Annotated in this window: 8 protein-coding genes; 6 read left to right on the forward strand and 2 right to left on the reverse strand. The window is 64.8% G+C overall.

The window, feature by feature from the left end:
* The first annotated feature begins 87 nt into the window (after positions 1–87).
* From ISP20_RS19250 to ISP20_RS19275, 6 genes are all read left to right on the forward strand, one after another.
* Positions 88–2,166, forward strand: a complete 2,079-nt coding sequence (locus ISP20_RS19250; RefSeq protein ID WP_204637755.1) for a transglycosylase SLT domain-containing protein — start codon at positions 88–90, stop codon at positions 2,164–2,166.
* A gap of 20 nt (positions 2,167–2,186) precedes the next feature.
* Positions 2,187–3,125: a complex I NDUFA9 subunit family protein gene (locus ISP20_RS19255; RefSeq protein WP_204637811.1), complete on the forward strand. Its 939-nt coding sequence runs from the start codon at positions 2,187–2,189 to the stop codon at positions 3,123–3,125.
* Between the two features lie 137 nt (positions 3,126–3,262).
* Positions 3,263–4,492: a multifunctional CCA addition/repair protein gene (locus ISP20_RS19260; RefSeq protein WP_204637756.1), complete on the forward strand. Its 1,230-nt coding sequence runs from the start codon at positions 3,263–3,265 to the stop codon at positions 4,490–4,492.
* 166 nt (positions 4,493–4,658) lie between these two features.
* Positions 4,659–6,617 (forward strand): sulfatase-like hydrolase/transferase, encoded by a 1,959-nt coding sequence (locus tag ISP20_RS19265; protein ID WP_204637757.1) that lies wholly within the window; start codon positions 4,659–4,661, stop codon positions 6,615–6,617.
* An 88-nt stretch (positions 6,618–6,705) separates the two neighbouring features.
* The gene (locus ISP20_RS19270; RefSeq protein WP_204637758.1) at positions 6,706–7,641 is read left to right on the forward strand and encodes a glycosyltransferase family 2 protein; all 936 of its coding nucleotides are present in this window, start codon (positions 6,706–6,708) and stop codon (positions 7,639–7,641) included.
* Entirely contained in the window at positions 7,638–9,260 is a 1,623-nt protein-coding gene (locus ISP20_RS19275) for a hypothetical protein (RefSeq protein ID WP_204637759.1), read from the forward strand. The genes ISP20_RS19270 and ISP20_RS19275 overlap by 4 nt, the downstream gene beginning before the upstream one ends.
* 22 nt (positions 9,261–9,282) lie before the next feature.
* Here the strand turns inward: ISP20_RS19275 and ISP20_RS19280 are convergent, their stop codons facing one another.
* A complete protein-coding gene (locus ISP20_RS19280; RefSeq protein ID WP_204637760.1) occupies positions 9,283–10,476 on the reverse strand; it encodes a class I SAM-dependent methyltransferase in 1,194 nt (397 codons plus the stop codon).
* A 99-nt stretch (positions 10,477–10,575) separates the two neighbouring features.
* A complete protein-coding gene (locus ISP20_RS19285; RefSeq protein WP_239536166.1) occupies positions 10,576–12,777 on the reverse strand; it encodes a TonB-dependent receptor in 2,202 nt (733 codons plus the stop codon).
* Between the last annotated feature and the right edge of the window lie 116 nt (positions 12,778–12,893).

Here is a 12,893-nt window from a genome sequence, read left to right on the forward strand (position 1 = left end):
GTGGCCATGCTTGCGTGTCACGCGCTGCGCGCCGCCCCCGGCGGAACTGCGATCGTCATCGCGCGAGTCTTGGCACAAGGAGTAGTCATGTCCCTGCACGCAGCACCGCGGCGAGTCGCCCGCCGCCTGCTCACCCTGGCGGCCGCCCTGTGGCTGATCGGCGCGGCTTCCGCCGCCGAGCCCAGCGAAGCGCAACGCACCGCATTCAAGCAAGCCTACGCCGCGGCCCAGCAGGGCGGCGACGGCTGGCGCTCGGCGGCCAGCGGTCTGCAGGACTATCCGCTCTATCCGTATCTGGAAGCGGCCTCGCTCACCCACGACATCCGCCAGATCCAGCGTCCGCAGGTCGAGGATTATCTCAAGCGTTATCCCGCCCTCATCCCCGCCAGCGACTTGCGTCGCGACTTCCTCACCGAACTCGCACGCCGGCAGGACTGGGACAATTTTCTCGCCATGTATCAGCCGGGTCTCGGCGATGCGCTGGCCTGCAACGCACTGCAGGCGCAGTTGAGCAAGGGTGCGCAGCTCGATTTCGATCGCGATCTCTCCGCGCTGTGGAGCAAATCCAAGCTGCCCAGCGCCTGCGATCCGGTATTGAGCGCAGCGCACGATCAAGGGCTGCTCACCGAAGCGCGCCTGTGGGATCGCATCGACCGCGCCGCCGATGCCGTGCAGCCGGGCACCATCAACGCGATCGCGGGTTGGCTGCCGGCCGAACAGGCGCAATCCGCACAGCGCATCGCTTCGGCCCTGAGCGATCCTGGTGCTGCCGTGGTGGCCGCCAATCAATGGCCCGATTCGCCGCGCAACCGGCAGGCTGCCACGCTGGCGCTGGAGCGTCTTGCGCGTCGCCAATCGGTCACGGCCGACATTGCCTGGCAGAAACTGCAGGACCGCTTCGCCTTCACGCCCGAGCAGCGCAATCGGGTGATGTATGCGCTCGCACTGTTCCATGCCACCGACTACGACGCCGACGCGCTGTCGCGTCTGATCGCCCTGCCGGCCTCGGCGCAGACGGATACCAGCCGCGAATGGCGCGTGCGCGCCGCACTCGCCCAGCAGGACTGGACCGCCGTGCTCGCGGCCATCGATGCGATGCCGGCCACGCAGCAGCAGGATGGCGAATGGCGCTGGTTCCGCGCCCGCGCATTGGCCGCCACCCACCGCGAGGCCGAGGCGCAGCGCACGCTCACCAGCCTGGCGGCCGAGCCCACCTTCTTCGGTTTCCTCGCCGCCGATCGCATCAACGCGCCGTATGGCATCTGTCCGATCGAGCTCAAAGGCAACCCGCAACGCGAGCGCGCCCTGCTCGCCAACCAGGGCCTGCTGCGCTCGTTCGAACTCTATGCCGTAGGCCTGCCGAAGCAGGCCCGGCGCGAATGGACCCAGGCGCTCGACGGCGCCGATGCGGAAACACTGAAGCTCGCGGTGGATCTGGCCTATCGCCGGGGCTGGTACGACCGCGCGGTCTTCACCTTCAACACCGGCGATGCGCTGCGCTACTACGAGCAGCGCTTCCCGCTGGCCAGCCAGGACGGGCTGGTGCCGCAGGCGGAGCAGGCTGGCATCGATCCGTCGTGGGCGTACGCCATTCTTCGCGCGGAAAGCGCCTGGATGGCCGATGCGCGCTCAGGCGCCGATGCACGCGGCCTGATGCAGCTTCTTCCGTCGACGGCGGTACTGGTGGCCAAGCGCAACGGCGTCACCTGGACCGGCGGCGACTCGCTCTACGATCCCGTGATCAACATCATCCTGGGTACGCGCTATCTCGCGCAGATGGCGGCCCGCTTCAACGGTGCGCCGTGGCTGGCCAGCGCGGCCTACAACGCCGGTCCGGGCAAGGTGGACCAGTGGCTGCAGGCGCGCGGCTCACTGCCGCCGGACCTGTTCGTCGCCACCATCCCGTACAAGGAAACGCGCGAGTACGTGGCGCGCGTGATGTCCTTCGCGGTGATCTACGACTGGCGCCAGCACGGCAATGCCGTGACGCTGTCGCAGCGACTCACGCCCATTGGCCAGACCTACACCCTGCCGGACAGCCGCAGTGAGCGTAAGCTGGTGACCTGTCCGGCGGTGGCACCACCCGCACCCGCAGAAGCCGGTTCGGCTGCGCCCGCCAGCAGCATGGCACCCCCCGCTGCAGCGAGCAGCAGCGGCACACATTGAGGCGGAATCAGCCAGTGACATTGAAAGCCAAACAATTGGTCGTGCTCGGCGGCAGCGGTTTCGTCGGATCGCACCTGTTGCCGCGACTGGCCAAAGACGGCCATCGCATCCTGCTGCTCTCGCGCAATCGCGAGCAGCGGCGCGCACTGGGTGTGCTGCCCGGCGTGCGTATCCACAGCGTGGACGTGTATGACGCCAACGCGCTGCGCCGCCAGTTCGAAGGCGCGGACGCGGTGATCAACCTGGTCGGCATCCTCAACGCCTTCGGCAATCAGACCTTTCACCATGCGCATGTGGAACTGACCCAGCGCGTGCTCGGCGCCTGCCAGGCGGCGAACGTGGCGCGCCTGCATCACATGAGCGCGCTGAAAGCGGGCCAGGGCCTGTCGCAATACCTCAAGACCAAGGGCAAAGCGGAAGCGGCGGTGCGCAATTCCTCGCTGGACTGGACCATCTACCAACCCAGCGTGATGTTCGGCGCGGACGGCGGCATGGTGCAGCGTTTCGCCGGCCTGCTGCAGCAAATGCCGGCACTGCCGCTGGCGCGCGCTTCGTCGCGGATGGCGCCGACCTGGGTCGGCGATGTGGTCGAAGCGATGGCGCGTTGCATCGGCGACGACAAGCTCGGCATCGATCGCGGCTTCGAGCTGTACGGCCCCGATGTGTTCACGCTGGGCGAGATCGTGCAGCTGATCCGCGACACCATGGGCGTGCGCACACCCATCCTCCCGCTGCCTGACAGCCTCGGCCGCCTGCAGGCACAGGTGGCCCAGTTGCTGCCGGGCAAGCCCTTCTCTCTGGACAACTTCCATTCGCTGCGCACCGATTCGGTGGGCAAGTCGGATGGCTACGCAGCGCTCGAGATCAAGCCGCAACCGCTGGCCGCATGGCTGCCGGTGCTGTTGAACGTGCTTCCCCGCCAACGGCGACTGGATCACGCGCGCTCGTCCGGACGCTGACTGGCGTCTGTGCGGGACGGTACTGGCCGTCCCCTTGTGGGAGCGCACTTGTGCGCGACGGCCCGGCGTCACGGCAAGGCCGTCGCGCACAAGTGCGCTCCCACACAAACCTTCGGCTCTTCAGGCAAGATCAGCGCATGCGCATCTACCTCGTCGGCGGCGCCGTCCGCGACAAACTGCTCTCACGCCCCGTGACCGATCACGATCACGTCGTGGTGGGCGCGCGCCCCGAGGACATGCTCGAACAAGGCTATCGCCCGGTCGGCAAGGATTTCCCGGTCTTCCTGCATCCCAGGACCAACGAGGAATACGCACTCGCACGCACCGAGCGCAAGACCGGACACGGCTATCACGGCTTCGCCTTTCACGCCGATCCGTCGGTGACCCTGGAACAGGATCTGGCGCGGCGCGATCTCACCATCAACGCGATGGCCGAGGCCGAGGACGGCCAACTGGTCGATCCGTTCAACGGTGCGCGAGATCTGCAACAACGCCTGCTGCGGCATGTATCGCCCGCCTTCCTGGAAGATCCCGTGCGCCTGCTGCGCGTGGCGCGTTTCGCCGCGCGTTTCGCACCGCTGGGCTTCACCGTCGCGCCGGAAACCATGGCACTGATGCAGCAGATGGTGCGCGATGGCGAGGTCGATCACCTGGTGCCCGAACGCGTGTGGCAGGAAACGCGCAAGGCGCTGGGCGAAGCGCAGCCTTCGGCGTTCCTGCGCGTGCTGCGCGAATCGGGCGCGCTCGCCGTGCTGTTTCCGGAAGTGGATGCGCTGTATGGCGTGCCGCAGCGCGCGGAATTCCATCCGGAAGTCGATACCGGCGTGCACATCGAAATGGTGCTCGACATGGCCGCGCGCATCGCCCCCGGCAATGACGTGGTGGGCTTCTGCGCACTCACCCACGACCTGGGCAAGGCGCTTACGCCTGCCGACGTGCTGCCGCGTCATCTTGGCCACGAGCACGCCGGGGTTGCCCCGCTGCGGCAGCTCGTCGCGCGCCTGAGGGTGCCCACCGAACACGCCGCGCTGGCCGAGCTGGTATGCCGCGAGCATCTCAACGTGCACCGCGCCTTCGAACTGAAGCCCTCGACGGTGCTGCGCCTGCTCACGTCGCTGGATGCGTTGCGCCGCCCTGAACGGCTGTCGCTGTTCCTCGCCGCCTGCGAGGCGGACAAGCGCGGCCGCCTGGGCCACCAGGACGACGCCTACCCTCAGGCGGCCTATCTACAGCGTGCCTGCACTGCGGCCGCGGCGGTCCGTTCCGAGTCGTTCGTGGCGCAGGGTCTGCAGGGCCCGGCCATTGGCGAAGCCATGACCGCAGCACGCGTGGCGGCCATCGCGGCGTTGCGGCCCTCCGCCGCCTGAATGCGGCCAGCCGGCAAAGCCAAATGAAAGCCTATCCAAAGTAAGGTAACCGGCTAGAAATCTGTCCGTTTGGTGCGACTGGGTGGGTCCGTGTATAAACGCGGACGCCCTCCAGCCCGCCCTATCTGCGGCCAGGCATTCGTTTCCAGCTTTTCCGGAGTCTTCCGTGCCGACTGCCTACCAACCGACTTCACCGCTGCGCCAGCGGTTTCGCCCGCTGTGGTGGCTGGCCATCAGCTATGTGCTGATCGGCGCACTCACCCGCATCGTGCTGCTCTTCATGGCCGGCGGCGGCGTCCCGCACAATCCGCTGTACTGGGCCTATGCGTTCGGCGTCGGCCTGGCCTACGACCTGATCACCTTCGCCTTCCTCGCCTGGCTCTTGCTGCTGTATCTGTGGCTCGCGCCGCGGCGGCTGTATGCGTCACGCGCGGGGCAATGGGTGCTCTATATCGCGGGCGCGGCGACGTTGTTCGGGCTGCTGTTCGTGGCGGCGTCGGAGCTGGTGTTCTGGGGTGAATTCGGCACGCGCTTCAATTTCATCGCGGTGGATTACCTCGTCTACACCACCGAAGTGATCGGCAACATCCGCGAGTCGTATCCGCTCGGCACCTGGATCAGCCTGCTCGCCATCGCCACGCTGGTGGTCGTCTGGCTGAGCCGCGGCGGCCTGCAGGCACGCGACGGCGGCAGCACCTTTCTCCAGCGCGGCAAGGTCGTGCTGGTGTGGCTGCTGATCACGGTGGTAGCGGCCGTAGGCGTCAAGGGCACCTACAAGGACCGCACCGACAATGCCTATGTGAACGAGCTCTCCGGCAACGGCGTGTTCGAATTCTTCGCCGCCTTCCGCAGCAGCCATCTGGACTACTCGCGCTTCTACCGCACCTTGCCCGATGACGTGGCGTTCAAGCGCGCGCGCGAGCTGGTGAAGACGCCCGAGGCTACCTACCTCAGCGACGACCCGCACGATCTGACGCGCGAGATCCGCCACGCCGGCCCCGAAAAGCACCTCAACGTGGTGCTGATCAGCGTGGAGAGCCTCTCAGCCGACTTCCTCTCGGAGTTCAGCAGCAAGCGCGGCAACATCACGCCCAACCTCGATGCGCTGATCGACCAGAGCATGTTCTTCGACAATCTCTACGCCAACGGCACGCGCACGGTGCGTGGCCTGGAAGCGTTGTCGCTGTCGGTGCCGCCCACGCCGGGCGACTCCATCGTGAAGGCGCACAACAACGAGAACCTGTTCTCCGCCGCCAACGTATTCAATGCGCGCGGCTACCAGTCCGACTTCGTCTACGGTGGCTACGGCTACTTCGACAACATGAACTACTTCTTCGCGCACAACGGCTATCGCGCGGTGGACCGCAACGATATCGGCAAGGGCGAAACCATCCACCACGAAAACGTGTGGGGCGTGGCGGACGAAGATCTCTACACGCTGGCGCTCAAGCAGATGGACGAGGCGCAGGCGCAGGGCAAACCGTTCTTCCTGCACATCATGACCACCTCCAACCATCGCCCGTTCACCGTGCCGGCCAATCGCGTGCCGCAGAAGAACGGTACGCGCGAGGCGGCGGTGGCCTATACCGACTGGTCCATCGCCGACTTCATCAAGCGCGCCAGAGCCAAGCCCTACTTCGACGACACGGTGTTCGTGATCACCGCGGACCACTGCGCCTCCAGCGCGGGCCGAAGCAGCGTGCCGATCAACCGCTATCACATCCCGCTGTGGATCTACTCGCCCAAGCACATCCCGCCGCAGCGCGTGTCGCGGCAGATGGCGCAGATCGACATCATCCCCACCGTGATGGGCCTGCTGAATTTCAGCTACCGCAGCCGCTTCTTCGGTGCCGATATCTTCCAGCTCGAACCGGGCCGCGAACGCGCCTTCCCGGCAACCTACGAGAAACTCGGCTACCTGCACGGCGACGTGATCACCGTGCTCGAACCGCAGCGCAAGCTCGAACAGCTCAAGCCCAACTTCGCCAACGGCGACGCCGTACCCAACACGCCAGTCGACCAGGGCCAGGTCGACGACGCCACCGCCTACTACCAGGCAGCCGCCAACCTGTTCAAGCACGGACAGATGGTGAAGCGGCCGGATGACGACAAGCCGGTGAACTGACACCGGCACGCGGGAAGCAAAGGGCGGCCTTTTCTGAGAAACTGCCGCCTTTGGGCATGCCTGCCCGGGCATGTACGGAGCTACACGGATGTCTCGCGTCGCAGTACTGATTCCTTGCTACAACGAAGCCATCGCCATTCCCGTGGTGGTGCGCGACTTTGCAGCCGCGCTGCCTGGCGCCCGCATCTACGTCTACGACAACAACTCGAGCGACGGCACCATCCAGGCTGCCGCGGCCGCCGGAGCCACGGTGCGCCGGCAGGATCTGCAGGGCAAGGGTCATGTGGTACGGCGCATGTTTGCCGACGTCGACGCCGACATCTATGTACTGGTGGACGGCGATGCCACATATAACGCTGCCGACGCTCCCGCCATGGTCGATCGGCTCCTGAAAGAGCAGCTCGACATGGTGGTGGGCTCGCGCGTCAGCGACGAAATGGAGGCTTATCGGCGCGGACATCGATTCGGCAACTGGCTGCTCACCGAGCTGACTGGCCGCATCTTCGGCCGCACGTTCTCCGACATGCTTTCCGGCTACCGGGTCTTTTCGCGGCGCTTCGTGAAGTCTTACCCCGCCCACGCAGCGGGTTTCGAGGTGGAAACCGAGCTCACTGTGCACGCGCTTGAGCAGCATATGCCCGTCGCCGAACACCCCACACATTACGTCGCACGCATGGACGGCTCGGTAAGCAAGCTGAGCACGTGGACCGATGGCTGGCGCATCCTGCTGACCATCCTCAAACTGACCAAGAACGGTCGGCCACTGGCTTTCTTCTCCATCGGCGCCATCGTCAGCTCGATTCTCTCGCTGATGCTGGCGATACCGCTGATATCGACCTATGCTGAAACCGGACTGGTGCCCCGCTTCCCCACGGCCATTCTCTGCGCGGCGCTGATGTTGCTTGCCGCCATTTTCCTGGTGTGCGGATTGATCCTGGACACCGTGACGCTGGGGCGCCGTGAAGCCAAGCGCCTGGCTTACCTGGCCTGCCCGCTGCATCAACTCAAGGATGCGGACGAGTGATGCAGCGAGACGCGCAACACAACCGCTACGGCTTTGCGATTCTCGGTATCTGCCTCGTTTTTGGCGCCACTCTGTCGGTCCTGCTCGGACAGGATATTTCCTGGGACAAGCAGAACTACCACATCTACAACGCTTGGGCGTTTCTGCACGACCGCCATGACAGGGACATCATCCCTGCCAGCATGCAGACGTATTTCAACCCGCTGCCCGACCTTCCGTATTTCCTGCTGGCATCCGGCCCTTTGAACGCATGGCCGCGGGTGCTGGCTGCCGTGCAAGGGTTGTGGTTCGGTGCGCTGGTCTATCTGGTCATCTGCATCGGGAAACGGCTCGCATGGTTGCAGCACCGCCGCTTCGGCGTCGCCGACATCATTGCCGCGCTCATCGGTGCGTCGGGCACGATGGCAGTATCCCAGGCCGGCAGTACCAGCAACGAAGTCCAGCTGGCCGTGTTCGTATTGCTCGGCCTGTATGTATTGATGCCTCTCCTGGCGGACGACACGCCGCCACGCCCGTTGTCCCGCGCGTTGATGGCGGGACTGTGCTGCGGTCTTGCGGTTGGCTTCAAGCCTACGGCCATGGTCTATGTACCCGCCATGGGCCTGGCCCTGTTGGTCGCCATGGGCATGACACGCAAATTGGCGTGGCAGGCGACAACGCTGTACGCCATCGGCAGCGGCATCGCATTTCTGGTCGCCTACGGCGCCTGGGGATGGCATCTCTATCGAACGACGGGCAATCCGGTCTTCCCGCTGTTCAACCAGGTCTTTCATTCGCCACTGACCATGGCGATGGACGGCACGGACCCGAGGTTCCGCCCACGCAACCTTGAGCAGTGGCTGTTCTATCCGTTCTTCTGGATAAAGAAGCAGGAAGGGCTGGTCACCGAAGTGATCTTCGCGGATCGGCGCTACGCGCTGGCCATGCTTGCCGCAGGCGCCTTGCTGGCGGCACGCGTGTTGCGCAAAACGTCTGCGCTCACGCGTGATCGGGGAACGACCATGCTGCTGACCTTCACCGGCATGGGGTACGTGCTTTGGTTGGGGCTGTTCTCCATTCTCCGCTATGCCATATCCATCGAGGCGCTCACCGGCCTTTTGATGTTGTGCGCCATCCGCGCATGGTGGCCCAGGCCCTGGGCGGATATGCCTCGCTTGGCCCAGCTCGGCATGCTGCTGTTGCTAGTGTTGTTCCTGCGAACGACGACCTACCCGGACTGGTGGCGCGGCGCATACACCAGCCATGTGCTGGAAACCGATCTCCCCCGGCTTGAACCCGACAGCCTCGTCATTCTGGCGGGTGCACCAAACGGATTCCTCGCGCCTCAGTTCCCTGACGCCGAACAACTGCAATTCGTCGGCATTACCTGGCTGACCCAGAGATCCAAGGGATATCGGCTGTGGGAGCTGACCCAGCAGCGCCTGCAGCAGCATCAGGGCCCGACGTATCTCGTTCGCCGCAACGATGCCGATGCGAAGGATGCGCTGAACACCGTGCGGGAGATCCTTCCCGCCAGCCGCATCACGGATTGCAAACCGATACAGACGAACATGGCCATGATGCGCACGCAGGAAGACGTCGCAATGGGGCTCAGCCTTTGTCGCCTGGAGAGGGGCTGATCGGCCTCAGAGCTGATCGGCCTCAGAGCCGATCGCCCTGATCCGCCTCCAGCACATCCGCAGGCAATGGCAGCACCTCCATGCCACGCGCGAACAGCATGACCTGGAAGCGCTCGCCCATCTGCTCCGGCAGCGTCAGCTTCTTCACTTGCTGGGCGAGGTTGTAGCGCGTGGTTTCGTCCGCGGCGGCTTCGTAGGACGCACCGAAAATGTCCTGCAGCCCGCTGCCGATGAGGAATTGAGCCTGCGGCATGTAGCCGGCCACGCCGAAACCCGCGCTGTTGCCGGCTTCGGCCAGCGCGGTGAAATCGACTGATGCAGTCAGGTCGTTGAGGCCGGGAAAATACAGCGGATCGTTGTGCGAGCGATGGCGGTAATAGGCGCGCAGCGTGCCATCGTTGCGTTCGGGCAGGTAATACTCGCGGCGCACATGGCCGTAGTCGATGAACAGCATGACGCCGGCGGTCAGCGAGCCGGCGATGGCCTGGATCCAGTACGGCAGCTGCGGAAGGATCTCCGAGCGATAGCCATCGGGAAATTCCGCTTCGAGATCGCGCTCGACATGACGCACGGCGCCCGACACCAGCGCATCGGCGGGACGATCCACGCGCATCAGGCGCCCTTCGCCATCGAGCGCCACGTATTCTTCGTAGATCTCGCCCTCGCGCATGACGAAGCGCGTGGTCGGCAACGCATCGATCACTTCGTTGGCGAACAGCACGCCTTGCCAGTCCTGTTCGGGCGGGCGGTCCAGCCACAGCACGTGGGCGAACAGCTCCGGCGGTAGCGCCGCCGCGAGACGGTCGCGCTGGCGTTCACGCAGGTCGGCACTGGGTTCGAGGATGTAATAGCGACGCGGAATGCTGCCGTTCGCGGCGAACGCCTTGAGCGCGGCCTCGGCAAAGGAACCACTGCCACCGCCAAGCTCCAGGAAGTCGGCCGATTCGCCGAGCATCTCGATCACGGGATAGGCGGCATTCACCACGCAACGCGCGAACAGGTCGCCCAGTTCCGGCGCGGTGATGAAGTCGCCCGCTTCGCCGAACTTGGTCTTGCCGGCGCTGTAGTAGCCGAGGCCCGGCGCATACAGACAGCGTTCCATGTACTGCGAAAACGGCATGGGGCCGTGCGCGGCGATTTCCTCGCGCAGGCGCGTCAGCAGTCGGTCGGAGTGGGCGCGCTCGTCGGCGCCGGGATCGGGAAATCGGGAAGACATGCGCGTTGCCTGCGGGGAAACGCGCAAAGTTTAACCCATGCCCCGCCATAGCCTCGTGAGGGGGAGACTGGCTATGACGGGGACATCGGCCCAGCTGACTTAGAAACTGAAGTCCTTCTGCAGACTCAGGTACACGCCACGACGCGGGCCGAACTGCGGAGCGCCCACGCCGACGCCGGTACCGTCGCGCAGCTCGTAGGTGCGATCGAGCGCATTGATCAACGCCAGCTGTGTCTTCACCAGGCCAAGGCTGCCGAGGGTGAAGTCGTGGCCCACGTTGAGGTTGAGCTGGAAGTAGTACGGCAGCGATTCGCCGTTCGGCACCAGGCCGTCCTTGCGCAGGCCGCTGCCGAAGAGGTAGTCGGCGCCGATGCGCGTGGTCTTGGAGAACGAATAGGTGATGCCGCCCGACGAGGTCAGCTTCTGGTCGTGATCCAGATGGATGTAGTTGTCGTAGATGTAGGCCAGGTCGTCCGGACTGAAGTTGTACTGGCCGGTGATCACGCGCTTGCCCATCGCACGGTTGTACGACGCGTTGAAGTACGCGGTGATCGGGCCGTTGTCGTAGTTGGCGGTGAGTTCCAGACCGCGAATGCGACCGAAGTCGTAATTGAAGTTGGAGTAGATCAGCGCCGCACCGAACTGGCCCTCGTCCTGCAGGCGGCTCACCTGGCGGTAATACGCATCGAGGCCCACGGTGAAAGTGGAGCCGAACTGCTGCTGGATGCCCAGGTCGTAGTAATTGGAGCGCTCCGCCAACGGCAGGTTGTTGCCGCCGCTGGGCAGCTGGTTGGTGGTGCCGTTGAAGCGGGCGATGTTGCTGTCGTCGATCACTTCCGTCGCCGGCGGGGTGAAGTAACGCGAATAGCCGGCATGGATCGTCGTGCTGTCGGTGGCCTGGTAGACCACGCCAAAACGCGGGCTCAGCTGGCTTTCCGTGCGGAACAGCTCATAGCGGTCGCCGCGCACGCCGTAGTTCACCGTCCACTTGTCGCCGATGCTCCACTCGTCCTGCAGATAGGCCGACCAGGTGCGCGCCAGCAGATTGGTCGCGTCATAGATCGCGATCGGCGTGGTGCTGGCCTGCGAACCGTCCGGATTGGCGGGGAAGGTCAGCGAGTTGTTGGTGGTGTTGCCACGCTCGAACTCGCCGTAGATGCCGTAACGCAGCGTGTGGCTTTCGCCCAGCGGCGTGGCGAAATCCGCCTGCAGCGTATCGGCGCGGTTGGTGCGATTGATGGTGGATGCCACACCGTTGAACATCAGGTCGCCGATCTCATCGGGATCGAAGCCCACATGGGTGTAGCGCTGGCCCAGCGACACCTGGTAATCGGTCTTGCCCCACTTGCCCTGCAACGACAGCACGCCGAAACGCGTCTGTTCCTGCTGCCGCTCGTTGAGGTCGGCGGAGTTGAAATCCACCGTGTCCAGATAACCGAATTGCGGCGTCTGGCTCGGGTTGTTGGGGATCTCGAAGCGATTGTTGGTCGCGCCGAACATGAAGCTGAGTCGCGTGTTGTCGTCGATCAGATAGGAGATGTCGCCAAAACCCTTCACCTGGTTGGTGTGGTCGTGGATCGGCGTGCGGCTGGCGGTCGGGTTTTCGATGCCGACATCGTTCTCCAGGTAGTTGGCGGTGAGGAACCAACTCCAGCGATCATTGCTGCCCCACAGCGAGGCATTTGGGTTCAAGGTGCCGAACGAGCCGCCGGTGATGCCGACGCTGCCGCCGTTGCCGAGGTCATGGCCACTCTTGGTGTCGATGTCCACCACCGCCGCCGTGCGCAGGCCGTACTGCGCGGGGAGCGCGCCGTCGAGCAGCTTCACGCTCTGGATGGTGCGCGCGTCCAGCGTCTGGCCGAAACCGGAGATCGACTCGGGGATGATCACGCCGTTGATGCGGTACTGCAGGTTCGCGTGGTCGCCGCGCACGTGCACGCCGCCGTAAGAGTCCTGCACCACGCCCGGCGCCTGCAGGATCACCTGGTTGAGCGGGGTCGAGTCGCCCAGCGGAAGCTGCTGGATCGCTTTCTGGTCGATCACGTACTGGCTGCTGCCGGTGTCCGGCGACAGCGAATTGCGCGCCTGGTCGAGCGCCGCGGTCACGTCGACGGCACCCAGCTGCTTCACCTTTCCAGCAGGCTGGTTGCGGGTGGCGCTGGTGGTGCCGGCATCGTTGCCGTCGGTGGCGCCGGAGGGCGCGACATTGCTGGTATCCGGGGTCGGACTGGTCTGGGCGAAGGCGGCGGGAACGGCGCCAAAGGCAACGGCAAGACTCAAGGCGAGCAAGGTACGTTTCATCGGGTTTCCGGGAGGGGGCAGTGATGTTGTTATTTTCGATACGTTATAACATTGCCATTCTAGCCTACCCGGCGCCTGCCCCAAAAGTCATGCCTGCCCCCACAAGTTCATGCGTT

Origin of the sequence: Dyella kyungheensis (genome assembly GCF_016905005.1) — a bacterium.
GTDB classification, from domain to species: domain Bacteria; phylum Pseudomonadota; class Gammaproteobacteria; order Xanthomonadales; family Rhodanobacteraceae; genus Dyella; species Dyella kyungheensis.

What these genes read in the sequence shown, in the direction of transcription:
- ISP20_RS19250 (WP_204637755.1), top strand. Translation starts at nt 88, where the DNA reads ATGTCCCTGCACGCAGCACCGCGGCGAGTCGCCCGCCGCCTGCTCACC.
- ISP20_RS19280 (WP_204637760.1), bottom strand. Translation starts at nt 10,476, where the DNA reads ATGTCTTCCCGATTTCCCGATCCCGGCGCCGACGAGCGCGCCCACTCC.
- ISP20_RS19260 (WP_204637756.1), top strand. Translation starts at nt 3,263, where the DNA reads ATGCGCATCTACCTCGTCGGCGGCGCCGTCCGCGACAAACTGCTCTCA.
- ISP20_RS19285 (WP_239536166.1), bottom strand. Translation starts at nt 12,777, where the DNA reads ATGAAACGTACCTTGCTCGCCTTGAGTCTTGCCGTTGCCTTTGGCGCC.
- ISP20_RS19270 (WP_204637758.1), top strand. Translation starts at nt 6,706, where the DNA reads ATGTCTCGCGTCGCAGTACTGATTCCTTGCTACAACGAAGCCATCGCC.